Genomic DNA, 24117 nt, shown 5'->3' with positions numbered 1-24117 from the left:
GACCGTGCATGTTGATTGAGAACGCCTCGCTGGGGCCGGCCGCGCCGATCGCCGCCCAGGCCACCACGGCGGATGCCCGCGACGTGCTGCGGCACGCCCAACCCGGCCCGCGCCGCTTCGCGCCCGGCCTGTTCTTCGCGCTGCTCAGCGCGATCTCGGCCGTCGCCCTGCTGGCGTGCTCGGCCTGGCTGATCGCCCGCGCCGCCGAACAACCGCAGCTCGCCTACCTGTCTGCCGCCGTCGTCGGCGTGCGCGCCTTCGCCCTCGGCCGGGCCGCCTTCCGCTACGTCGACCGGCTCGCCAGCCACGACGCCGCCTTCCGCCAGCTCGCCGAGCTGCGCGTCGCCGTGTTCCAGCGGCTGATCCCGCTGGCCCCGGCCGGCCTCGCCCGCACCAAGCGCGGCGACCTGCTCAGCCGGCTGGTCAGCGACGTCGACGCCCTGCAAGACCTGCCGCTGCGGGTCGTGCAACCGCTGCTGGTCTCCGGGGTCATCGCCGTGCTCAGCGTCGCCGGCGTCTGGATCGTGCTGCCGCAGGCGGCACTCACCCTGCTCGTCTGCCTCGTCGTCGCCTTCGCCGCCGGCACCCTGCTGCACGCTGCCATCGCCGCCCGGGCGGAGCGCCGCCTCGCGCCCGGCCGCGGCGCGCTCATGCAGCAGCTGCTCGACTTCATCGGCTCCCTCGATGTGCTGCTCGCCTTCGGCGCCGTCGACGAGCGGCTCGAGGAGCTGAACCGCACGGATGCCGCGCTCCGCCGCGACGGCGTGCGGGCCTCCCTCGGCGCCGGCCTCGCCGCCTCTGCCATGACGTTCGCCGCCGGCATCGCGACGCTGCTCGCCATCCTCGTCGGCGCCCCCGTGCTCGAGGGGCCGCAGCTGGCCATCGTCGCACTCGTGCCGCTGGCCGTGTTCGAGGTGTGCGGCATGGTCCCGCTCGCCGTCGGCGCCTGGCGCCAGGTGCGCACCAGCGCGGAGCGCGTCGCCCGGATCGCCCCGGCGACCGTGCCGAGCGGGATCCCGGTGGAGCCGGCATCCGGAGACCAGAGCGCCGTCGCGCCCGCAGCCGAGTCCGACGCGCCGCGCCCGGCGGCCCCGGCCATCGTGCTCAACGGCTTGTCGGCCCGCTGGCCGGACCTCGGCGGCGGCGATCCGTCGCTCGCCCCCGGTGTCGCCCTCGAGGGCATCAGCCTCACCGTCGCACCCGGCGAGCGAGTGCTCGTGCGCGGCGAGAGCGGCGCGGGCAAGACCACGCTGGCCAATGTGCTGGTGCGCTTCCTCGACTACGAGGGCGGTTTCACGTTGGGTGGACGCGAGGCCAAGGCGATGCCGCCGGGGGAGCTCCGCCGCACGATCGGCCTGTGCGAGCAGAATCCGTGGATCTTCGACTCCTCGCTGCGGCAGAACCTGCTCTTCGCGAGCGAGCACGCGACCGATGCGGAGCTGACCGCCATGTTGGAGCGCGTGGGCCTGGCCGAGTGGGCGGGCGGCCGCGGCGGCCTCGACGCCGAGCTCGGGGAGCGCGGCGCGCTCGTCTCCGGTGGGCAGGCGCAGCGCATCGCCCTGGCCCGGGCGCTGCTCGCTGACTTCCCGGTGCTCGTCGTGGACGAGCCGACCGCCAACGTCGACGCCGCGCAGGCGGACGCGCTGATGCGCGACATCCTGTCGGCCACGAGCAGTGCGGATGCCGGTTCGGCCCGCAGCGTCATCCTCATCTCGCACGACACGGTGCCGGCCGAACTGGTCGACCGGGAGCTCGTGCTGAGCGCCGGGCGGCTTGTGGGCACTGGCGGCTTGTGAGCTCGGACGGTTTGTGACCTCGGGCCGCTACTGGGCCTGCGCCGCGCGGACGCCGCGCGACCATCCCCAGAGCAGCCCGGCGATGAGGACGACGAGGCCGACGACCCCGGCCGCCCTGTCGCCGAGCACGCCGAGCGGGTAGAGCAGCCAAATCGCGGCCACCACGGCCGTCGTGACGGCCAGCGGCCAGAGGGCGTGCCGGTGGGCGGTCTGCCACGCGCGCTCCGATCGCAGTGTGACCGTGCTGCGCAATCCGAGGATCGAGTTCGGTGGGATCACACCCGCGGCGCAGAGTGCGGCGATGAGCATCGAGAAGGCGGCCGCCAGCAGGCCGATCAGGCTGAGCAACACGCTGCTCCCTCCCGCTCGCCCCGGGCAGGGGCGGCGCGTGACGCGGATCGTCGCGCCCTAGTCTAGGAGGGTGACTCGCTCGCCCTCCCCGTCCGTGCTCGAACTAGAGCTGCCGGGTTGGCTGGAACCCGCCCGTGTCTTCGCGGCCCTGTACGGCTCCTCCCCGCACGCCTTCTGGTTGGACGGCGGGGCCGGCGCCGAGAGCGGCACCAGCTACATGGGCGCCCCCGGCATTGGGGCGCGGGTCGTCACCGCATCGGTGCAGGCCGGCACGCTGACGGTCTCCACACTCCACGCCGACGGCGCCCTCGACTCGGCGACCGGGCCGGGCGGCATCTTCGACTTCCTCCGGGCCGAGCTCGGGCAGCGCGCGCCGATGTCGAATGCCGCGCACGAGAGCGCCCACGAGCTGCCCGGCTTTCGCCTCGGCTGGGTCGGCTGGCTCGGCTACGAGCTGGGCGCCGCCGTTCTCGGCACTCCCGCGCACCCGGCCAGGACCCCGGATGCCGCGCTGCTCGAGATCGACCGCTGCCTCGCCTTCGACCATGCCACCGAGACCGTCACCCTGCAGCTGCGGGCCAGCGGCAACACCGCCGCCGACGCGGCCGCGGATGCGGCCGCGCTGGAGGCGTGGAGCGCGGAGATCACCGAGTCGCTGATTGCCGCGGCATCCGCCCCGCTGCAGGCCGCAGCGGCGTCAACCCCTGCACCGGAACCGCGCTGGCGGCACAAGCCCGACCGTTATGCGGAGCTCATCGCCGAGTGCCAGGCCGCGATCTACCGCGGCGACGCCTACCAGCTCTGCCTCACCAACGAGATCAGGGTCGACGTGCGCCCCGAGCCGCTCGAGGCCTACCTGCGCCTGCGGGCGTCCAGCCCGACCCACCACGGCGGGCTGCTGCGGCTCGGCGAGGTGTCGCTGCTCTCGGCCAGCCCCGAGCAGTTCCTCGCCGTCACCGCAGGTGGGCACGTCACCACGAAGCCGATCAAGGGCACGCGGCGCCGGGCCAGCGGGCTCGCCCGTGACCTCGAGCTGCGTGCAGAGCTCGAGTCGAGCGACAAGGAGCGCGCCGAGAACCTGATGATCGTCGACCTCATGCGCAACGATCTCGGCAAGATCAGCCGGCTCGGCTCCGTCGGCGTCTCCAAGCTGCTCGCCGTCGAGAGCTACGCGCACGTGCACCAGCTGGTCAGCACGATCGAGTCGCAGCTCGCCGACGGCCTCAGCGGCGTGGATGCCGTCGAGGCCAGCTTCCCGGCCGGCTCGATGACCGGGGCGCCCAAGATCAGCGCCATGCGCATCCTCGACGGCCTCGAGCAGGGCCCGCGCGGCATCTACTCGGGCGCCTTCGGGTACTTCGGGCTCGACGGCGCGGTCGACCTCGCGATGGTGATCCGCTCCATCGTGCTGGATGCCGCGGGCGCCAGCATCGGCACCGGCGGCGGTATCACTGCGCTCTCCGTCGCCGCCGAGGAGATCGAAGAGACCCAGATCAAGGCCGCCGCCCTCCTCGCCGTCCTCGGCGCCTAGGCGCTCGTCCCCACTCCGGCCCGTTCCACGTTGTCCCTCCCCACGTCGGCTGAGGGAGTGAGGAACGAGCGACCGAAGCCCGGTTTCCCGCCCGAATGCGGCGCCACTTCCGACGCTACCGCACCCCACCGACACTCCTCGGAAAGTTATCCACATCAGGCATTTTTCTCGGGAATTGCTTGCATTCCGCGTAGAATAGGAGCATGGAAAACGCGGCGGGGCAGCTGGCAGAGGCACGCTCCCTCCTCGCCGCCGCCCTCGCCGGATCCGACGAGCGGATGCTGCGCGACGACGCCCTGCTCGAGCTCACCGCGACGGCCGAGGCCGTCGGCCGGCTCGCCGACGCGCTCCGCATCCGGGCCGCCGGGGAGGTCGCGTTCCGCTCCCGCCGGGAGCTCGGCGAGGAACGCCTCTCGGCCAAGAAGGGCTGCCGCAACGGCGTCGAGCTCCTCGCCCGCGTCACCCTGACGTCCGAGCGCACCCTCATCCAACGAATGCGACTCGGGGCGGCGACCCGCGCCCGGGTCGCCCTGACCGGCGTCACGATGCCGGCCCGCTTCGAGCAGGTCGCCGCCGCACTCCGGTCCGGCGCGCTCGGCTACGACAGCGCTCTGGCCATCGTCGACACCCTCGACCCGATCCGCGCCCGGGTCGGCGACCTCAACGTCGAGCTCGCCGAGACCGCGCTCGTCGCCGCCGCCACCGGGCCCACCCTCGAGTCCGCGCTGCCGTTCGCGGCCGACGAGGTCCGCGGGCAGGCCCGCGTCTGGGAGAGCGTGCTGGATGAGGACGGCACCGAACCGATTGAGGAGCGCGCGATGGCCGCCCGCGGCATCAGCGGCGGCCTCACCCGGGACGGCCTCGTGCACCGCAGGATGGCGTTGCTGCCCGAGGTCGACGCGAAGTTCGAGACGCTGCTGAACGCCTACCTGAGCCCGCGCTCGAAGCCCACCTTCACCGACGCCGACCCGGACCAGCCGAAGGACCCCCGCGCGACCGCGCAGGCCCGGCACGACGTCTTCGCGAGCCTGATCGACGGCGCCGCCCGCAGCGCCGCCGCCCCGACGATGGGCGGGGCCGCCCCGACCGTTCTGGTCTCCGTGCGGCAGGCCGACCTGACCGCCGGCAGCGGCTCCGGGTTCGTCGAGGGCTGCGAGGCGCCCATCTCCCTGCGGGCGGTCGAGCAGTTCGTGTGCGCGGGCGGCCTCCAGCATGTGCTGATCGACGACGACGGGCGCCTGGTCAGCCTGAGCACGACCGACCGGGTGTTCAACGCCGCCCAGCGGCGGGCGATCAGCCTCCGGGACGGCGGCTGCATCATCCCCGGCTGCAGCATCCCGGCCGCCTGGTCGGAGATCCACCACGTCATCGCGTACCGGGACGGCGGCGAAACCGAGACCTGCAACGGAGTCCTCCTCTGCTGGTACCACCACCGCACCATCGAGACGAGCGGCTGGCGGATCCTGATGATCGACGGCGTCCCGGACGTGAAACCCCCGCCCTGGCTGCGGAACGGCCACAGCGAGGCCGAGACGCCCTGGCGAAGATCGACGAGGTCCCGCACCCAGCTGGCCGACCTCCTCGAACAGCAGCGCGAGCGCCAGCCCGTGCTGGTCGAGTAGGGGCCGCCCCAATATCCCGGAGGCGGAACCTCGACCCCCATGCAGAATCGGATTGGGAGGCATTCGTGGCATTGGGAGGCCGCAAGCGGGCCACAATGGCCTCCCCATCTCTCGTCGGCCTCCCAATACTGCGCGCGCCACCGCGTGAGTCGTACACTGCTCCCACCGTGAACGTGGGGGAGGCCCACATGAGTCAGTCCCCGGCCCCCGAGCCCCGCATCCGCCCGATGCGCGGCCGCGACCCGTTCGAGGAGCACCGCGCCTCCACTCCGCTGGAACTCCTCTTCGACCTCACCTTCGCTGTCGCGTTCGGCGTGGCCGGCAACCAGTTCGCCCACCTGATCGCCGAGGGGCATCTCGCCAGCGGCCTGGCCGGCTTCGGCTTCGCCATGTTCGCTGTCGTCTGGGCCTGGATCAACTTCTCGTGGTTCGCCTCCGCGTTCGACACCGACGACTGGCCGTACCGGGTGACGACGATGGTGCAGATGGTCGGCGTCATCATCCTGGCCCTCGGCCTGCCGCAGCTGTTCGCCTCCATCGACCAGAAGGGCGCGATCGACAACGAAGTCGTGGTGTTGGGCTACGTCGTGATGCGCATCGCCATGGTCGCGCAATGGCTGCGCGCCGCGGCATCCGACCCGGTGCACCGCCCGGCCGCCCTCAGCTACGTCGTCACGCTGCTTGTCGCGCAAGCGGGTTGGGTGGTGCTGCTGGTCGCCCCGGTGACCGGTGCGCAGACCTTCATCTGGGGGAGTGTGCTCATCGTGGTCGAGATGAGCGGGCCGGTGATCGCCGAGCGGATGAGGGGCGGAACGCCCTGGCATGTTGCGCACATCGTCGAGCGCTACGCGCTGCTCGTGATCATCACCCTGGGTGAGGGAGTGATCGGCACGGTGGCGTCGATCTCGGCCGTTGTGGATCGGCAGGGCTGGAGCCCGGATGCCGTGCTCGTCGCCGTCGCCGGAATCGGCCTGACCTTCGGGCTGTGGTGGACGTATTACATCCTGCCGTCCGCCGAGATTCTGAGTGTGAGGCGCGATCGCTCCTTTGTCTGGGGCTACGGCCACCTGCTCATCTTCGCGGCACTGGTCGCCGTCGGCACCGGGCTGCACTTGGCTGCCAGCTTCATCGAGGGGCAGAGCGTGCTCGGCGCCACCGGCACTGTGCTCGCCCTGGCCTTGCCGGTCGGCCTGTTCATCATCTTCATCTACGCGCTGTACTCCTATCTGGTGCGGGTCGCCGACTGGCTGCACGCGCTGCTCCTTCTTGGCGGGCTGGGTGCGCTCCTGCTCGCGGTGTGGCTGGCGGATGCCGGCGTCCCGATGACGTGGTGCCTGATCGTCGTGATGGGCGCCCCGCTGATCACGGTCGTCGGCTATGAAAGCGTCGGCCACCGTCATCGGGATGCCGCGCTGCGTATCGCGATCGGGCGCGCTGCGGGCGATGCCACTTCCGCGATGTAAAGGTGCCTTGACAGTCGCGGCGGGCGCCGCTACCTTCAATGTAAAGGTTCATTTACACAAGGAGTGGTATGCGCGCGTGGTTCACATTGGTGGGTGCGGCCCTGGCCGCGCTCCTCGCCGTCTGGGCATTGGCCAATGTTCTCCCCGCGGGCTACGAGGTGATCCCCAGGATCCTCTACGCCATCATCGTGTTCGGCGGTGCTGTCGGGGGCCTCGGGGTTCGCAAGCACAACGAGAAGAGGAACCGCACCGCCGACGTCGACAGCGTGGAGCACCAGATTGCCATCCAGGCCAGAGCGGGGTCCTTCGTCGACGGGCTGGTCATCGCCGCGGCGTTCGGGCTCTACCTCGTGCTCACCGCGCAGTTCGAAACCGCCCTGCTCGTGTACGGCTTGCTCTGTGTGAGCATCGGCCTCTTCTGGGCACGGTATGCGATCCTTCGCCGAGGCATCAATCGGGCCGCATGAAGAACTCTCTGCTGGCTCTGCGACAGGCTCGTGGGATCTCGCAGGACGACCTCGGCAAGCTGCTCGGTGTCTCCCGTCAGACGATCATCTCCATCGAGAAGGGGCGCTACGCACCCAGTCTCGCCCTCGCCTTCAAGATCGCAGAGCACTTCGACACAACGATCGAATCCATCTTCACGCCTGAGTGATCGGCTCGGCAGGCCAGCCCATTCGAGGCGGGCCCGGCAATTGAGTACGCTAGAGCTTTGGGATATGCGGCCGTTCCGGGCCGCGGGCGCTGAGCCGAGGCGCTCCCTCACCCGCATCCGCAATTGAATGAGAGTCACGTGGCACACGAGCAGGATTCCGCGAGCAGCAGGCACGACGACGAAGAGGTCTACGACTTCTCCGCCCTCCAGAAGAAGTGGCTGCCCATCTGGGACGAGCTCCAGCCGTTCAGCACGAGCAATCCCGACGACGAGCGGCCCCGCAAGTACGTGCTCGACATGTTCCCCTACCCCTCCGGCGACCTGCACATGGGCCACGCCGAGGTGTACGCGCTCGGCGACGTCGTCGCGCGCTACTGGCGCCAGCAGGGCTTCAACGTGATGCACCCGATCGGCTGGGACAGCTTCGGCCTGCCCGCCGAGAACGCCGCCATCAAGCGCGGCATCGACCCGCGCGGCTGGACCTACGACAACATCGCGCAGCAGAAGAAGAGCATGCGGCTCTACGCGGCCAGCTTCGACTGGGAGCGCGAGATCCACACCAGCGACCCCGAGTACTACAAGTGGAACCAGTGGCTGTTCCTCGAGCTGTACAAGGCCGGCCTGGCCTACCGCAAGGAGAGCTGGGTCAACTGGGACCCGGTGGACCAGACCGTCCTCGCCAACGAGCAGGTGTTGGCCGACGGCACCTCCGAGCGCAGCGGCGCCATGGTCGTGAAGAAGCGCCTCACCCAGTGGTACTTCAAGATCACCGACTACGCCGACCGGCTGCTGGATGACCTCGACCAGCTCGAGGGCCACTGGCCGTCCAAGGTGCTGCAGATGCAGCGCAACTGGATCGGCCGCTCCATCGGCGCCGACGTCGAGTTCGAGATCGAGGGCCGCGAGGAGCGCGTCCCCGTCTTCACCACGCGCCCGGACACCCTCTGGGGTGCCACGTTCATGGTCGTCGCCCCGGATGCCGCCCTGGCATCCGAGCTCGTCGAGGGCACCAGCGCCGCGGTGCAGCAGCGCTTCGCCGACTACCTCACCGAGGTGGGCCACAGCAGCGAGATCGAGCGCCAGGCGACCGACCGGCCGAAGACCGGCGTGTTCCTCGAGCGCTACGCCATCAACCCGGTCAACGGTGAGCGCCTGCCCATCTGGGCCGCCGACTACGTGCTGGCCGACTACGGCCACGGCGCCGTCATGGCCGTGCCCGCGCACGACCAGCGCGACCTCGACTTCGCACGCACCTTCGACCTGCCCGTGCGCGTCGTCCTCGACGTTCCGAACACCAACGAAGACGGCGCGAGCAACGACCCGAGCGAGACCGGCGTCGCACTGGCCGGCGACGGCACCCTCATCAACTCGGGCCCGCTCGATGGGCTGCGCAAGGCCGAGGCCGTCCCGCGCGCCATCGAGATCCTCGAGGCAGAGGGTCGCGGCCGCGCCACCAAGAACTACCGTCTGCGCGACTGGCTGATCTCCCGCCAGCGCTACTGGGGCACCCCGATCCCGATCATCCACGGCGAGGACGGCACCGAGCACCCCGTGCCGGTCGAGCAGCTGCCGGTTCTGCTGCCCGATGCCGCGGGCCTCGACCTGAAGCCCAAGGGCACCTCGCCGCTCGGCGGCGCAGCCGACTGGGTGAACGTGCCGAACCCGGTCGACGGCACCCCGGCCAAGCGGGACGCCGACACCATGGACACCTTCGTGGACAGCTCCTGGTACTTCCTGCGCTTCCTCAACCCGAACGATGACTCCCAGGCGTTCGACCCGAAGGAGGCCGAGAAGTGGGCCCCCGTCGACCAGTACGTCGGCGGTGTCGAGCACGCGATCCTGCACCTGCTCTACGCGCGCTTCATCACCAAGGTGCTGCACGACCTCGGCTACCTGAAGTTCACCGAGCCGTTCAAGGCGCTGCTGAACCAGGGCATGGTCATCCTTGACGGCGCCAAGATGAGCAAGAGCAAGGGCAACATCGTCTTCTTCACCGAAGAGGTCGACAAGCACGGCGTTGACGCCGTGCGCCTGACCATGGCGTTCGCCGGCCCGCCGGAGGACGACATCGACTGGGCAGAGGTCTCGCCCGTCGGCTCCGCGAAGTTCCTGGCCCGCGCCTGGCGTATCGCCAACGACGTCACGAGCGAGCCCGGCGTCGACCCCGCCACGGGCGACACGGCGCTCCGCCGCGTCACGCACCGCTTCCTGGCCGATGCGCCTGGCCTGACCGAAGCGTTCAAGTTCAACGTCGTCGTCGCACGCCTGATGGAGCTCGTCAACGCCACCCGCAAGACAATCGACTCCGGCGCGGGCGCCGCCGACCCCGCCGTGCGCGAGGCCGCCGAGACCACCGCGCTCGCCCTCAACCTCTTCGCGCCATACCTGGCCGAGGAGATGTGGGAGAAGCTCGGCTTCGAGCCCTCTGTCGCCCTCGTGCAGTGGCGCACCGCCGACGAGTCGCTGCTCGTCGCCGAGTCGGTCACCGCCATCGTGCAGGTCAACGGCAAGGTGCGCGACCGCCTCGAGGTCTCGCCGCAGATCACCGATGCCGAGCTGGAGGCGCTGGCGATGGCATCCGACGCCGTGCAGAAGGCCATCGGCGAGGGCGAGATCGTCAAGGTCATCGTGCGCGCGCCGAAGCTCGTGAACATCGCGATCCGCGGCTAGGTCGCACCTCTCCGCACCGTCGACGGCGCCTCTCCTGCACATGCGGGGGAGGCGCCGCTGTTGTGCACAGCGGATGGCGTGGCCGCTTGAGCCGGCCGCCGCCTTCCTAGGCTGCGGGAATGGAGTCTTCTTCCGGCGAACCGGGGCCGCCGGCCGAGCTGGCGCCGTCCGCCCGGGTGTCGTCGGCGCGCACCCGCTTGGGCGTCGGGGCAGCCATCGTCTTGTTCCTCGTGGCGCTCGTCGCCGCCGTGCTCGTGTCGGCGTTCGGCTCCGCCGGGGCCGATGAGACGATTCCGCTGGGCGAGGGCAGCATCGCGCCGAGCGCCGGTGCGCCCGATGCGCCCGACGCCAGTGGGGGTCCCGACGTGGCGGAGGCGCCGCTCTACGTGCACGTCTGGGGCGCGGTGGCGGATGCCGGCCTGTACCAGGTGGCGGCCGGTTCCCGTGTCGTCGACGTCATCGCGGCGGCCGGCGGCTTCGCCGACGACGCCGACCCTGCTGGCGTCAACCTGGCGCGCGCGCTCAGCGACGGCGAACAGTTGTGGGTGCCTCGGCTCGGCGAGGCGCCGCCGCAGGCCGCGGTCTCGCCCGGTGGTGCCGGGGGCACAGCCGGTGGTGCTGCGGGCGCCGGTGCGCTGCCGCTCATCAACCTCAACACGGCCACGCAGGCCGAGCTGGAGACGCTGCCCCAGATCGGCCCGGCACTCGCCCAGCGGATCCTTGACTGGCGGGCGGCCAACGGCGGCTTCGGCACGGTGGAGGACCTTCGCAGCGTCACCGGGATCGGCGCGAAGACCTTCGACGGCCTGAAGGACAAGGTCACGGTGTGAAGACCCGGGCGCTGTTGCCGGCTCTCGCCGCCTGGGCTGCCGCCCTGCTGGCGATCTGGCTGCCCGGCTGGCCGTTCGCGCCCGCGCTGTGGACAGCCGCCGTGCTGGCGCTGGTGGCGGCGATCGTGCTGGGTCGTCGCGGCAGCGGGAATCCGCACGGCGGATGGCTGCCGCTCGTCGCCCTCTGCCTGAGCGCGGCGGCGCTGGTGAGCACCGCGGCGGCCGTGCAGGCCCCGCAGCGCCAACCGGTCACGCTGCTCGCCGCCGCGGAAGGCGGCCGGCCCGTCACGCTCAGCGGCATGGTGCTGTCGATGCCGCAGGCACAGAGCTCGGCCTTCGGCTTCGGGGACGCCACACGCGTGCGCTTCGCGCTGCGGGTCGAGTCGGCGCAGGAGAGTCGCGCGGGGCCGATCAGCCGGCTTGCCGTCCCGGTGCGGGCGTTCGCCGAGCCGCCCGCCGGAACCGCCGCCCTCGAGATCGGCACCCGGGTGTCGCTCACCGCCCGCCTCGTGCTGAACGGTACCGGCGAGCCGGACGCCTTCCGCGCCTACGGCACCGGGCCGCTCACACTCGACGCGACGCCGCCCTGGTACCTGGCGTGGGCGGCCGAGCTGCGTGCCGAATTCCGAGAGGCGGCGGCTCGTCTACCGGGGGAGGGCAGTCGCCTGCTGCCCGGCCTCGCCATCGGCGACACCAGCGCGGTCGACGAGGACCTCGACCAGGCGATGAAGACCAGCTCGCTCAGTCACCTCACAGCTGTTTCTGGCGCGAACTGTGTTGTCGTGGTCGCCGCGATCATGCTGCTGGGCGCAGCGCTGCGACTCCGCCGCGCCGCGCGCGTCGCCCTCGCCCTGCTGGTACTGCTGGCGTTCACGGTGCTCGTCACGCCGGAGCCCAGCGTGCTGCGGGCCGGCCTGATGGCATTGATCGTGCTGATCGGGCTGGCGTCCGGCCGACCGGGCGGCGGGGTGCCGGCCCTCGGCCTGGCCACGCTCGTGCTGCTCGCACTCGACCCGTGGTTGGCGTCCAGCTTCGGCTTCGCGCTCTCCGCGTCGGCGACCGCCGGGCTGCTGCTGCTGACCGCACCGCTGGCAACTGCACTCGGACGGTGGATGCCGCGCACGCTTGCCCTCGCACTGGCCCTCCCGCTCGCCGCCCAACTGGCCTGCCAACCTGTGCTCATCCTGCTGACACCGACGGTGTCGCTGCTCGGGGTGCCGGCCAACCTCCTGGCCGGGCCGGCGGCGCCCGCGGCCACCCTGCTCGGGCTCATCGGCTGCCTGCTGTTGCCCTGGCTGCCCTCGCTCGGCTTCGCCGTCATCCAGATCGCCTGGCTGCCCGCGGCCTGGATCGCGGGCGTCGCGCACACGGTCGCGGGGCTCCCCGGAGCCCGCACCCCCTGGCTGGACGGCCTGCTCGGCGCTCTGCTGCTGGCCGGTGCCAGTGCCCTCGCGCTCTGGCTGCTGCTGCGCGGCTCCGGCCGCCGGCGACGAATGCGCACCGTTCCTGCGACGCTCGCCGCGGCCGCACTTGTCGCCGGGGTCGGCGCGTACGGCGGGGCGCTGCTCGGTACCGGCGTGGTGCGCGACTGGAGCCGCCCGGCCGACTGGCAGATCGCGCTCTGCGACGTCGGCCAGGGCGATGCGGTGCTCCTCCGTGACGGCGGACAGACCGCGCTCATCGACACCGGCCCGGAGCCGGCCCCGCTCGGCGCCTGCCTCGACAGCCTCGGGATAGACCGCATCGACCTGCTCGTGCTCACCCACTACGACCTCGACCACGTCGGCGGCCTCGACGCGCTCACCGGCATGGTCGACACCGCGCTCGTGGGGCCGTCGAGCGGCCCCCGCGACGAGCGCCTGCTCGCCCCGCTGCAGCAAGACGGGGTGCCCATGCGAGTGGCGATCCGCGGCCAACACGGCACTCTCGGGAAACTGGAGTGGCGGGTGCTCTGGCCGGCCACGGATGACGGCCCGCTCAGCACCGGCAACCCGGGCAGTGTCGTTTTGGCCGTCGAGGGCGCCGGCATCCGCTCGCTCTTCCTCGGCGACCTCGGCGCCGAGTCGGAGGCGGCACTGCAGCGCCTGGAGCCTCTCGGCCGGGTGGATGTCGTCAAGGTTGCGCACCACGGCTCCTCCGACCAGGACCCGGCGCTGTATCGGACGCTCACTGCCCGCGTCGGACTGATCGGGGTCGGCGCCGACAACGGCTACGGGCACCCGACATCCGCCCTGCTCGAGATGTTGGAGGGGAGCGGCACGCGGGCGTTCCGCAGCGATCTGCACGGCCTGGTGTTGGTGGCGCCTCGCCCGGCCGGCGGCGTGGACGCGCTGCGGGTGTGGAGCGCGCGCCGTGGCGACTAACCTTGAAGCTGAAGAGAGGGAGGCGCGTGGCTACTCGCACGACACAGGCACGAGGCAAGAGCACCGTGGCCATTCCGCAGCTCGCATGGAACCAGGTTCGACCCGCCCCGGTCGTGTTGGTCTCCGGCACCGAGGGCTTCCTCGCCGACCGAGCGATCCGCCGGCTGCGAGACTTCCTCAAGGGCGAAGACCCGAGCATGGAGGTCGTCGACCTCGACGCCGACAGCTACGCGGCGGGGGAGCTGCTCACCGTGGCGAGCCCCTCGCTGTTCATGGAACCGCGCTTCATCCGCGTCAACTCCGTCGAGAAGTGCACCGACGCCTTCATCACCGAGACCCTGTCCTACCTCGAGGACCCGGCCGAGAACACCTACCTGGTGCTGCGCCACAACGGCGGCGTGCGCGGCAAGAAGCTGCTCGACGCGCTGCGCGGCGGCCTCGGCGGCGGCATCGAGGTCGTCTGCGCCGAGCTCAAGAAGGACGCAGAGAAGTACGACTTCGCGGTCAACGAGTTCAAGGCCGGCGCGCGCCGGATCACCCCGGGTGCGCTGCGCGCCCTGGTCGGCGCATTCAGCGACGACCTCGCCGAGCTGGCATCCGCCTGCCAGCAGCTCATGGACGACACCTCGAACGAGATCAACGAATCGACCGTCGAGCGCTACTACGGCGGGCGCGTCGAGAGCAACGCCTTCAAGGTCGCGGATGCCGCCCTCGCCGGCCGCCGCGGCGACGCCCTCGTCTCGCTGCGCCACGCGCTCGACTCCGGCGCCGACCCGGTACCGATCGTCGCCGCCTTCGCGATGAAGGTGCGCACCATGGCCAAGGTCGCCGGCAATCGCGCCAGCGCCGCCGAGCTCGGCATGGCGCCCTGGATGCTCAACCGCGCCCGCAAAGACCTGGCCGGCTGGAACGAGGACGGCCTGGCCCGCGCCATCGAGGCCCTCGCCGAGGCCGACGCCGGCGTCAAGGGCGCCTCGCGCGACCCCGTCTACGCGATCGAGCGGCTGATCGGCGTCATCGCCGCCCGCGGCCGGCTCTAGCCCGCGCGAACGGGCACCCGGCTCGCGGCCCTCGCGAACGCACATTCGGCTCGCGGCCCTCGAAATGTCTCGCGGCCCCCGACATAACGAGGGCCGCGAGACATTTCGAGGGCCGCGAGCCGGTTGGATGCCGGATGCCGGATGCCGGATGCCGCGGGCCGCGGGCTGCGGCGAACTCGCCCCGCACACACAGAACGGGCCCCGTCCGAAGACGGGGCCCGTTCTGAAACAGAATGTGAAGCTTAGAGAGCTGCAACCTGCTTGGCGATGGCCGACTTGCGGTTCGCAGCCTGGTTCTTGTGCAGAACACCCTTGCTTACAGCCTTGTCGAGTGTCTTGCCTGCGGTGCGCAGGGCCGACTCGGCAACAGCCTTGTCGCCGCCGGCGATCGCGGTGCGGGTCGCGCGGATTGCGGTCTTGACCTGGCTCTTGACGGCCTTGTTGCGCTCCTGGGCCTTCTTGTTGGTGCCGATGCGCTTGATCTGCGACTTGATGTTTGCCACGTTCAGTACGTCCTTGCTTAGATGTGTATTCGGATTGTGCCGCTTGACGGTAGAGGGGCGTCTCGCGGCAATCGTGTGAAGTGGTGGGATACACACGGAAGCCAACAGGAAACTTTACCAGTTATTCGGCCGGGTCGACAATCGTCCGGATCTCGCCGCCCGGTTCGGTGTCCACGGCGGCGGCGACGCGGCGCAGGATCGCCGTGAACTCGCGGGGTCGCACGAGGCTGGCGAGGTGTGTGGCCCGGGGGATCAGCACGTGCTCGGTGCGTGGGTTCGCCCGCACGAAGCGGGCCTCGTCGAGCCGGAAGTGGTCGAGGCTGCCGTTCACGATCCAGACCGGGCCGGGGTAGGCGGCGAGCCCGGCCAGCGGGTCGAGCGACCCGGCGGCGCGCAGCCCGGCATCCATCACGTCCAGGGCGATGCCGCCGGCGCCGAGGTCGGCGGCCGCCTGCCGGCCGACCGCCATCCGGGCCATGCCGTTGTTCAGGGCCAGCCCCTTGTCGGGCAGGCGCCTGATCGCGCCGGCCAGGGCGCGGTAGCCGGCGAGGCCGGGCCCGCGCGGCAGGGTGGAGCAGCTGGCGGCGATCAGCCCGGCGACGCCCTGCGGATGCCGCGCCGCGTACTCGATCGAGAAGTAGCCGCCGAGCGAGAGCCCGACCAGCAGCACCCGCCCTCCGAGCCGCTGCACCCCGGCGTCGATCGCCTCCAGCGCGGCCTCCACCGTGAACGGCTCGCCGATGCGCGCGCCGTGGCCGGGAAGGTCGATGGCGAGCGCCGGCCGGCCGTCGGCGGCGAGGTCCTCCAACTGCACCCGCCACATGCTGGCGGAGGTGCGGATGCCGTGCACCAGCAGCACGGGCAGTGGCGCGCTCATGACCGGCTGCGGATCAAGCCGGAGGCCTGGGCGGCCGCGACGGCGGCGGTGCGCGAGGAGACCCCGAGCTTCGTGAAGATGTGCACGAGGTGCGACTTGACCGTCGCCTCGCTGAGGAAGAGCGCCTTGCCGATGTCGCGGTTGCTCTGCCCCTCGGCGACGAGCCCGAGCACCTCCGCCTCGCGCAGGGTGAGCGGGGAACCTACGGCATCCGCCCGGCTCTGCATCAGCATCTCGATGGCGGGGGAGATGGCGCTCTCGCCGGCCGCGGCGAGGCGCACGGCGGCTATCAGCTCGGTCGGCGGGGCGTCCTTCAGCAGGTAGCCGCTGGCCCCGGCCTCGACGGCGCCGAGGATGTCGGCGTCGGTGTCGTAGTTGGTGAGCACGAGCACGCGCGGGGCCCCGGCCACGGCCCGGATCTGCCGGGTGGCATCGGCGCCCTGCATGCTGCCTTCGGCGCCGGAGGAGCCGAACTGGAGGTCCATCAGCACGATGTCGAACTCGTGCTCGGCGCAAAGCTCGACGGCGCGCTCGGCGGTCGCCGCCTCGGCGAGCACCAGAATGTCGTCCTCGGAGGAGAACAACGCCCGGAGTCCGGCACGCACGACCGGGTGATCGTCGGCGAGCAGCATCCTGATCATGGGGTGACCTCCTTGTTCGCGGCGGGGGCGGGCTGGGCGGCTTCGAGGGGCAGCGAGACGGCGATCGCCGTTCCGGATCCGGGGGCCGTCTCGACGCTCAGCCGCCCGCCGAGCCGTTCGACGCGCTGCTGGATGGTGGCGAGCCCGAACGACTCGCCGAGGTGTGCCGCCGTGCGGGCGGCATCCGGCTCAAAGCCGACGCCGTCGTCGACGATGTCGAGGGTGAGCTCGTCGTCCATGAAGCTCAGCGTCACCGCGGCGCGCTGGGCCTCGGAGTGCTGCAGCACATTGGCCAGCGAGCCCTGCGCGATGCGCAACAGCGTCGTCTCGTGCACCATGGGCAGCTCCCGCGGCTCGCCGCTGAGCTGGAAGCTGACGAGCGTCGGCGAATCCGGGCGGGTGGATGCCGATTGGGCGCTGATCGAGGCGGCGAGCCGCTCCAGGGCGGCCGGCAGGGACTGCTCGTCCAGTGCGGGGGCGCGCAGCTCGCGGATGAACCGGCGGGTCTCGGCCAAGCCGTCCGCCGCGGTGTGGCGCGCCTGCTGAACGTGCTCGAGCGCGTCCGGGTCGGTGATGCCGCGCTCCGCGGCGTGCAGCAGCAGCTGGATGCTGGACAGGCCCTGGGCGACGGTGTCGTGGATCTCCCCGGCCAGGCGCTGCCGCTCGGCGAGGGTGCCCGCCTCCCGCGCGGTCGCCGCCAGGCGCTCCCTGGTTGCGAGCAGGTCGTCGATGAGCATCTTGCGCTCCGCCGACTCCCGGTAGAGCGCCCGGTAGGCGAGGCCGAGCACGACGGCGGCGGCCGCGCCGATGAACGGGCCGATGAAGATGGTCGGGCTCCAGCCGAGGTCCATGCCGAGCACGAAGATCGACATCAGCATCGTCACCGCCACGATGGGCACGCTCCAGCGCGGCGGGAACAGGTGCAGCGCGATGAAGAACAACGCGAAGACGATGTAGGCCGCCTCCGAGGCGAGCAGTGTCAGAACCAGCCAGACGAGCACGAGCGCGGCGAACCAGACCGCCTGCACCCAGCGCGGCATCGCGTGCCGGGCGAAGAAGAGGCCGAGCGCGTAGACGACGAGCAGCAGCACGCACAGGCCGATGACCAGCCGGGGCATCGGCCAGGTGCCGAGCATGGCGCGCACGGCGACGAAGGCGGTGAGGCCGATCATCAAGGCATGCAGGCTGAACTGCATGGCCACGAACACGGGGGTCAGCGCCGAGTGGGCGGCGCTCGGCGCGCTCTCGTCGGTCGACGGGTTCTGCTGCGTGGTGCTTGTCATCGGCGCCAGCCTAGTCAGGGTGCCGGAGTCGCGGCATCCGTCGAAAGATCCACACAATTTACAAGGAGTCCACCGAACGGCGCCGGACATGGGAGAATGGCCACACAATGTCACCACGAGCTTTGATGGCCCTCGAGCCCGCGTCCACAGACCCCGCGTTCATCCGCAATTTTTGCATCATTGCGCACATCGACCACGGCAAGTCGACCCTTGCCGACCGCATGCTGCAGATGACGGGGGTGGTCAGCGACCGAGACATGCGCGCCCAGTACCTCGACCGCATGGACATCGAGCGCGAGCGCGGCATCACCATCAAGAGCCAGGCCGTGCGGATGCCGTGGGCACTCGGCACGCAGAGCTACGCGCTGAACATGATCGACACTCCCGGCCACGTCGACTTCAGCTACGAGGTCTCCCGGTCGCTCGCCGCCTGTGAGGGCGCCGTGCTGCTCGTCGACGCCGCGCAGGGCATCGAGGCCCAGACGCTCGCGAACCTCTACCTCGCCCTCGAGAACGACCTGACGATCATCCCGGTGCTCAACAAGATCGACCTCCCCGCGGCCGACCCGGACAAGTACGCGAAGGAGCTCGCCAGCCTCATCGGCGGCGACCCCGACGACGTGCTGCGGGTCTCCGGGAAGACCGGCCTCGGCGTCGAGGACCTCCTCGACCGGGTCACCGAGCGCATCCCCGCGCCGCAGGGCGACCCGAACGCCCCAGCCCGCGCCATGATCTTCGACTCCGTCTACGACAGCTACCGCGGCGTCGTCACCTACGTGCGCATGATCGACGGCCAGCTGAAGCCGCGCGAGCGCATCCAGATGATGTCGACCCGCGCCACCCACGAGATCCTCGAGATCGGCGTCAGCTCGCCGGAGCCGACCCCGAGCAAGGGCCTCGCCGTCGGTGAGGTCGGCTACCTGATCACCGGCGTGAAAGACGTGCGCCAGTCCAAGGTCGGCGACACCGTCACGACGGCGGCGAAGCCCGCCACCGAGGCGCTGCCCGGTTACACCGAGCCGCTGCCGATGGTCTTCTCCGGCCTGTACCCGATCGACGGCTCCGACTACCCGATCCTCCGCGAGGCCCTCGACAAGCTGAAGCTCTCGGATGCCGCGCTCGTCTACGAGCCCGAGGCCTCCGTCGCCCTCGGCTTCGGCTTCCGCTGTGGCTTCCTCGGCCTGCTGCACCTCGAGATCATCACCGAGCGCCTCGAGCGCGAGTTCGGCCTCGACCTCATCGCCACGGCCCCGTCCGTGATCTACGAGGTCACCACCGAGGACAAGAAGACCGTCACCGTCACGAACCCGAGCGAGTTCCCGGCCGGCAAGATCTCGGCCGTGAGCGAGCCCGTCGTCAAGGCGGCGATCCTCGCCCCCAAGGACTATGTCGGCGTCATCATGGAGCTCTGCCAGAGCCGCCGTGGCGTGCTGCTCGGCATGGACTACCTCGGTGAGGACCGCGTCGAGATCCGCTACACGATGCCGCTCGGCGAGATCGTCTTCGACTTCTTCGACAACCTCAAGTCGAAGACCGCCGGCTACGCCTCGCTCGACTACGAGCCAGCCGGCGAGCAGACCGCCGACCTGGTCAAGGTCGACATCCTGCTGCAGGGCGAGCAGGTGGACGCGTTCAGCGCGATCGTGCACCGCGACAAGGCCTACGCCTACGGCGTGCTGATGACCACGCGCCTGCGCGAGCTGATCCCGCGCCAGCAGTTCGAGGTTCCGATCCAGGCCGCCATCGGCGCCCGCATCATCGCCCGCGAGTCGATCCGCGCGATCCGCAAGGACGTTCTCGCCAAGTGCTACGGCGGTGACATCAGCCGCAAGCGCAAGCTCCTCGAGAAGCAGAAGGAGGGCAAGAAGCGCATGAAGATGGTCGGCCGCGTCGAGGTTCCCCAGGAGGCGTTCGTCGCAGCGCTCACGGGCGACGTCGAGAAGAAGGACAAGAAGTAGCTCCCCGCTGATCGCGGAGAACACGAAAACGCCCCCGGCCGTGGCCGGGGGCGTTTTCGCGTGTGCACGCTAGCGGCGCGTCGTCCTCAACGTCGTGACGAGGGCAACGATCGAGACGATGAGGGCAGCGACTGCGACGACGACGGTGACGATTTCCATGGGTGCTCCTTGGTTCAGTTGCCCGGCGTGCCGGGCGCGTCCTTCCACCGTATCGGGTCGCCGCCCGTTGGCTCGAGGGAGCGCCAGCGACCGAAGCCAACACGCTGCGCGCGGTCCCCACTGGTCGGGGCAGCGGATGGCGGGGCGGCCGTGTCCGGTTGGCTTCGGGGGCTGCGCTGCCCCTTTGGCGCCGCGCGGGGGAGCCCGCTGCCAGAATCGTCGCCTACTCTGTATGAGGGGTTTTCGAGAAAGAAGTGTTCACGCGTGCGTCGTTCCACATTCACCGACCAGCCGGTCAGCTATGGCGCGATCGGTGGAACCATGGCGCCCGATCTGATGAGCTACCCGCCAGCCGGCTACCGCCCGGCCGAGCACAGCACGCAGCTCGGCAGCGGCGCCGAGCGCTTCGCGACGGCATCCGCCAGCCTGATGACGTGGGGCGTGCAGCGCGGCAGCGGCATCGAGGTGACCGACACCCAGCAGGGCACGGGCGAGCGCTACCAGGGCCTGATGTTCGACGCAGAGGGTGCGCCGCTCGCTGAGCAGCCGCAGCGCCAGAGCGAGGAGCGCTTCGGCCCCGACGGCACCCCGTACATCACCGCCGGGATGACCGCGATGCTGCACATCACCGCGTGGCGGATGACGGTCACCGCACCGGTGCGCGTCGTGCTGGTCATCGACGAGCCCGCTCAGGTCGGCTTCGCCTACGGCACCATGCCCGGGCACCCGGAGAGCGGCGAGATCCTGTTCGTGGTCGAGCACCGCGACGACGACTCCGTCTGGCTGGTGATCCGCAGCTTCTCGCAGCCCAGCTCAGCGCGGTGGAAGCTCGTGCGGCCGCTGATGCGCCTGCAGGAGCGCTCGTACACCCGTCGCTACCTGCGGGCCCTGCACCCCGCGGCATCCGCGTAGCCCACGATGGCCAGCGCCCTGCCCCTCGGTGACCCTGCCCCGAGTGATGGACTCCTGCCCGCGACTGCCGCCGATGGCGCGCACGATCGCGCCTTCAGCGTCTACCTGCACGTGCCCTTCTGCCGGGTGCGCTGCGGCTACTGCGACTTCAACACGTACACCGCCACCGAGCTGCGCGGCGCCAAGCAGAGCGACTACGCCAGCCAGGCCGTGCTCGAGATCGAGCACAGCGCCCGCATCCTGGAGAGCTCCGGCGTTCCCGCCCGGCCCGCGGCCACCGTCTTCTTCGGCGGCGGCACGCCCACGCTGCTGCCGGCCGCCGACCTGGTCGCGATGCTCGACGCCGTGCGCACGGCGCACGCCCTCGCGCCGGGCGCCGAGATCACCACGGAGGCGAACCCCGACTCCGTCGACCGCGACTACCTGCAGACGTTGCGGGATGCCGGCTTCACCCGCGTCTCGTTCGGCATGCAGTCCGCCGTCCCGCACGTGCTCGCAACACTCGAGCGCACCCACGATCCGGCCCGCGTGCCGCTCGTCGTGCAGTGGGCGCGCGAGGTCGGGCTCGACGTCAGCGTCGACCTGATCTACGGCACGCCGGGAGAGTCGATCGACGACTGGCGGGCGAGCCTCGAGCACGCCATCGCACAGCAGCCGGACCACATCAGCGCCTACTCCCTGATCGTCGAGGACGGCACCAAGCTGGCCAGGCAGATCAAGCGCGGCGAGGTCGCCCAGCCCGACGAAGACCTCCAGGCCGACATGTACGAGCTGGCCGATGAGCTGCTCGCGGCCGCCGGCTACGACTGGTACGAGGTCAGCAACTGGGCGCGCGGCACCGAGCACCGCTCAGAGCACAACCTCGCCTACTGGCGCAGCAACGACTGGTGGGGCATCGGCCCCGGTGCGCACAGCCACGTCGGCGGCGTGCGCTGGTGGAACGTCAAGCACCCCTCCGCCTACGCCGATCGGGTGCTGGCCGGGCACTCGCCGGCCGCCGGGCGCGAGAGCCTCTCGCCCGAGGTGCGCGAGTTCGAGCGGGTGCTGCTGCTGGCCCGCATCCGCGAGGGAATCCCCGTGTCCTCGCTCGCGCCGGCCGGCCGCCTCGCCGTGGCCGGCTTGATCGCCGACGAGCTCATCGACGCGCGCGCCGCCTTCGCCGGGAGGGTCGAGCTGACCCTGCGCGGCCGCTTGCTGGCGGATGCCGTCGTGCGCCGCCTGCTCGAAGACGACTAGCGGCGAAACCCTCTCTAGACGGCGAGGCGGCGCGCCGCTAGTATCCAGCCAAGAAGTTACCGAATGGCATTCGGTTTTCGAGTTCACCCTGCTCAGAAGTCTCCGTCTCTTCGAAAGGTTCCCAGACAATGTCGTCTCGTCGTACCCTCCGCATCGCGGTCGCCGGCATCGCCGCCGCCGCGCTCTTCTCGCTCGCCGCCCTCTCCACCCCCGCCCTCGCCGCAAACTCCAACGGTGCCAGCTCTTCCGCCCAGTCGGTCAAGGCCGCCCCCGGCAAGAACGCCGAGGTCACGATCTACCTCACCCGCCACGGCGAGACCTGGCTCAACACCACCCATCGGATGCAGGGCTGGTCCGACTCACCGCTGACCGAGAGCGGGGAGCTCGACGCCCAGCACCTCGGTGCCGGCCTGGCCGAGGCGGGCGTCAAGTTCAAGTCGGCGTACTCCGCCGACATGGTGCGCCACTACGAGACGATCTCGCTCGCGCTCGATGAGCTCAAGTACAAGGGAGCGCCCGTGCGTGACAAGGGCCTGCGCGAGGTGGCCTTCGGCAAGTTCGAGGGCGAGACGCAGGCTGCGACGTTCAAGGCGGTCACGCCGTACCTCACGGGCGGCGACATGAACGCCTTCCTCAACGCGATCGTCACGGCCAACGAGGGCAGCGGTCTGACCGCGGAGACGGTCGACCAGCTCACCGCTCGGGCGATGGCCTCGCTGAACGCGATCGCCGCCGCGCAGGCGAAGCAGGGCGGCGGCAACGTGCTCGTCGTCTCCAGCGGCATCACCATCGTCGCGGTGCTCGACGCGATGGGTGCAGACACCAGCTCGCTCACCGAGGGCATCGACAACGCCGCGGTGAGCGAGCTCCGCTACAAGAACGGCGTCTGGACCGTGGTGACGATGAACGACTCGAGCTACGTCGAGTCCGGCGCCAACTGATCCGCGTTCCTCACGCGCAGCGTTCCCCAGACAGAGAATGCGCCTTCGCCGACCGGGCGAAGGCGCATTCTCGTTTGTTGCGGCGGGGTAGTGCCGCCTAGTTGACGAACTTGATCGTCAGCGGGTAGCTGTACACCTCGCCCTGGTTCGCCTTGACGCCGGCGATGATGCTGAACACGATGTTCACGATGCCGACGATGGGCAGCAGGAACCAGCCGATGACCACGATGATCAGCAGCGAGCTCACGATCGCGTAGATGATCATCGAGATCTGGAAGTTCAGGGCCGCCGCTGTGTTCGCGCGAACGAACGGGCCGCGGTCGCGCAAGACGAGGAACCCGACGAGAGCGGGAATCACGGGCAGGCTGACCATCCACAGCAGGCCGCCGAGGTGGACCAGTGTCGCCCAGAGCTTCTCATCGGCCGGGCTCAGCTGCGTCGGGCCCTGGTAGGGAGTGGCGGGGGGAGGCGGTGCGGCGGACATTTTGTCTCCAGAGTGTCGAGCGCGCGGCGTGGCGTTCGGGCCGTGCTCGCGCGCGGGTCAGTGCGGGATTGCGCTGTAACGCGGTCCCACTTTGGCACAGGCGGCGCGCCGAGCGCAGCAGGGCGGGCCGAAAAGGGCTACTTGATCAGGCGGATGGCGAACGGGTATCGGTAGCCGCGGCCGTCCTTGACCTGTGCAAAGGCGATGATCGAGAAGATGACGCCGACGAGCCAGATCAGCCAGGACAGGCTGTACAGGAAGCTGAGCAGGCCGAACGACGCGATCGACAACACCGAGACGATGATGAACAGGGCGACCTGGGCCATCAGCAGGGTGAGCTGAAAGTTCAGCGCCTCCTTCGCCTCGGTGTTGGTGAAGCGCCCGCGATCCCTGAAGACCAGCCAGATGATCAGCGAGGGCAGGAAGCTGAGGATGCCGCCCAGGTGGGCGAATGAGGCCCACTGGATGTCGGCGGTCGGGCTGAGCGGGGGCGGCGGCGCCGTGTTCGCGTACGGGTTCGCCGGCGGGCTGGGCGGGCCGGGCGGACCCGGCGGCGCAGGCGGCGGGGCGCTGGCATACGGGTTCTGCTGCGGCGCGGCCGCGGCGGGCGGCGCGGGAGGGGGTGCGGCGCTGGAGTAGGGGTTCTCCGGAGCCGGCGGCGGCGTCGGGGGAGTCGGCGGCGTCGGCGGCTGCTGAGTCGGGTCGGAGGGGGGCGTTGGTGCGGCGGGGTCAGTCATGATCGGCCCTTTCCATTCACGGGTGCCGGCGGGCGCGCACTGCGCCCACCCATAAGCTAGCGCCG

The 24117-nt window shown here is 70.6% G+C and carries 21 protein-coding genes; 14 read left to right on the top strand and 7 right to left on the bottom strand.

The features are described 5' to 3' along the window. Positions 1 to 8 precede the first annotated feature (8 nt). The gene (gene cydC / locus BLT62_RS11640; protein ID WP_083364206.1) at positions 9 to 1796 is read left to right on the top strand and encodes a thiol reductant ABC exporter subunit CydC; all 1788 of its coding nucleotides are present in this window, start codon (positions 9 to 11) and stop codon (positions 1794 to 1796) included. 27 nt (positions 1797 to 1823) lie between these two features. On the opposite strand, the gene BLT62_RS11635 is transcribed toward cydC, so the two are convergent. Next, on the bottom strand, positions 1824 to 2147 hold the full coding sequence (locus BLT62_RS11635) for an SdpI family protein (RefSeq protein WP_156786333.1): 324 nt from the start codon (positions 2145 to 2147) through the stop codon (positions 1824 to 1826). Between the two features lie 94 nt (positions 2148 to 2241). Between BLT62_RS11635 and BLT62_RS11630 the strand changes: the two genes are divergently transcribed. From BLT62_RS11630 to holA, 9 genes are all read left to right on the top strand, one after another. Further along, positions 2242 to 3678, top strand: a complete 1437-nt coding sequence (locus BLT62_RS11630) for an anthranilate synthase component I family protein (protein ID WP_231919129.1) — start codon at positions 2242 to 2244, stop codon at positions 3676 to 3678. Between the two features lie 203 nt (positions 3679 to 3881). Continuing rightward, positions 3882 to 5300, top strand: coding sequence for an HNH endonuclease signature motif containing protein (locus BLT62_RS11625; RefSeq protein WP_083364203.1), 1419 nt, complete (start codon positions 3882 to 3884; stop codon positions 5298 to 5300). A 188-nt stretch (positions 5301 to 5488) separates the two neighbouring features. Beyond that, a complete protein-coding gene (locus BLT62_RS11620) occupies positions 5489 to 6763 on the top strand; it encodes a low temperature requirement protein A (RefSeq protein WP_197675132.1) in 1275 nt (424 codons plus the stop codon). A gap of 68 nt (positions 6764 to 6831) precedes the next feature. Next, entirely contained in the window at positions 6832 to 7230 is a 399-nt protein-coding gene (locus tag BLT62_RS11615) for a hypothetical protein (RefSeq protein WP_083364201.1), read from the top strand. Continuing rightward, a complete protein-coding gene (locus tag BLT62_RS11610) occupies positions 7227 to 7418 on the top strand; it encodes a helix-turn-helix transcriptional regulator (RefSeq protein WP_067227373.1) in 192 nt (63 codons plus the stop codon). Before BLT62_RS11615 ends, BLT62_RS11610 begins: the two co-directional genes overlap by 4 nt. Positions 7419 to 7556: 138 nt before the next feature. After that, positions 7557 to 10088: a leucine--tRNA ligase gene (gene leuS / locus BLT62_RS11605; protein WP_083364200.1), complete on the top strand. Its 2532-nt coding sequence runs from the start codon at positions 7557 to 7559 to the stop codon at positions 10086 to 10088. A 119-nt stretch (positions 10089 to 10207) separates the two neighbouring features. Next, positions 10208 to 10918, top strand: coding sequence for a ComEA family DNA-binding protein (locus tag BLT62_RS11600; RefSeq protein WP_083364199.1), 711 nt, complete (start codon positions 10208 to 10210; stop codon positions 10916 to 10918). Then, positions 10915 to 13281, top strand: a complete 2367-nt coding sequence (locus BLT62_RS11595) for a ComEC/Rec2 family competence protein (protein WP_083364198.1) — start codon at positions 10915 to 10917, stop codon at positions 13279 to 13281. Before BLT62_RS11600 ends, BLT62_RS11595 begins: the two co-directional genes overlap by 4 nt. 26 nt (positions 13282 to 13307) lie before the next feature. Further along, positions 13308 to 14321 (top strand): DNA polymerase III subunit delta, encoded by a 1014-nt coding sequence (gene holA, locus BLT62_RS11590; protein WP_083364197.1) that lies wholly within the window; start codon positions 13308 to 13310, stop codon positions 14319 to 14321. Between the two features lie 242 nt (positions 14322 to 14563). On the opposite strand, the gene rpsT is transcribed toward holA, so the two are convergent. From rpsT to BLT62_RS11570, 4 genes are all read right to left on the bottom strand, one after another. Then, on the bottom strand, positions 14564 to 14824 hold the full coding sequence (rpsT, locus tag BLT62_RS11585; protein WP_067227368.1) for a 30S ribosomal protein S20: 261 nt from the start codon (positions 14822 to 14824) through the stop codon (positions 14564 to 14566). Between the two features lie 121 nt (positions 14825 to 14945). Then, a complete protein-coding gene (locus BLT62_RS11580; RefSeq protein ID WP_172829696.1) occupies positions 14946 to 15701 on the bottom strand; it encodes an alpha/beta fold hydrolase in 756 nt (251 codons plus the stop codon). Then, a complete protein-coding gene (locus tag BLT62_RS11575; RefSeq protein WP_083364196.1) occupies positions 15698 to 16342 on the bottom strand; it encodes a response regulator in 645 nt (214 codons plus the stop codon). The genes BLT62_RS11580 and BLT62_RS11575 overlap by 4 nt, the downstream gene beginning before the upstream one ends. Continuing rightward, the gene (locus BLT62_RS11570) at positions 16339 to 17625 is read right to left on the bottom strand and encodes a sensor histidine kinase (protein WP_083364195.1); all 1287 of its coding nucleotides are present in this window, start codon (positions 17623 to 17625) and stop codon (positions 16339 to 16341) included. The genes BLT62_RS11575 and BLT62_RS11570 overlap by 4 nt, the downstream gene beginning before the upstream one ends. Before the next feature lie 107 nt (positions 17626 to 17732). Between BLT62_RS11570 and lepA the strand changes: the two genes are divergently transcribed. From lepA to BLT62_RS11550, 4 genes are all read left to right on the top strand, one after another. Next, positions 17733 to 19583, top strand: a complete 1851-nt coding sequence (lepA, locus tag BLT62_RS11565) for a translation elongation factor 4 (RefSeq protein WP_083364194.1) — start codon at positions 17733 to 17735, stop codon at positions 19581 to 19583. A gap of 423 nt (positions 19584 to 20006) precedes the next feature. Further along, a complete protein-coding gene (locus BLT62_RS11560) occupies positions 20007 to 20654 on the top strand; it encodes a DUF1990 family protein (RefSeq protein WP_083364193.1) in 648 nt (215 codons plus the stop codon). 6 nt (positions 20655 to 20660) lie between these two features. After that, positions 20661 to 21890 (top strand): radical SAM family heme chaperone HemW, encoded by a 1230-nt coding sequence (hemW, locus tag BLT62_RS11555; protein ID WP_083364192.1) that lies wholly within the window; start codon positions 20661 to 20663, stop codon positions 21888 to 21890. 128 nt (positions 21891 to 22018) lie between these two features. Then, the gene (locus BLT62_RS11550) at positions 22019 to 22831 is read left to right on the top strand and encodes a histidine phosphatase family protein (protein ID WP_083364191.1); all 813 of its coding nucleotides are present in this window, start codon (positions 22019 to 22021) and stop codon (positions 22829 to 22831) included. 97 nt (positions 22832 to 22928) lie between these two features. Here BLT62_RS11550 and BLT62_RS11545 read toward each other — a convergent pair whose 3' ends face one another. Further along, the gene (locus tag BLT62_RS11545) at positions 22929 to 23315 is read right to left on the bottom strand and encodes a DUF4870 domain-containing protein (RefSeq protein ID WP_083364190.1); all 387 of its coding nucleotides are present in this window, start codon (positions 23313 to 23315) and stop codon (positions 22929 to 22931) included. Positions 23316 to 23452: 137 nt separating this feature from the next. Then, positions 23453 to 24052 carry a DUF4870 domain-containing protein gene (locus BLT62_RS17995; protein ID WP_083364189.1) on the bottom strand — a complete coding sequence of 200 codons (600 nt, stop codon included), beginning with the start codon at positions 24050 to 24052 and terminating at the stop codon, positions 23453 to 23455. Between the last annotated feature and the right edge of the window lie 65 nt (positions 24053 to 24117).

The organism is Microterricola viridarii, from assembly GCF_900104895.1.
In the GTDB taxonomy this organism is placed as follows: domain Bacteria; phylum Actinomycetota; class Actinomycetes; order Actinomycetales; family Microbacteriaceae; genus Microterricola; species Microterricola viridarii.
Note: the sequence above shows the minus strand (reverse complement) of the source record. Positions and strands in the feature narration are given on the sequence as shown.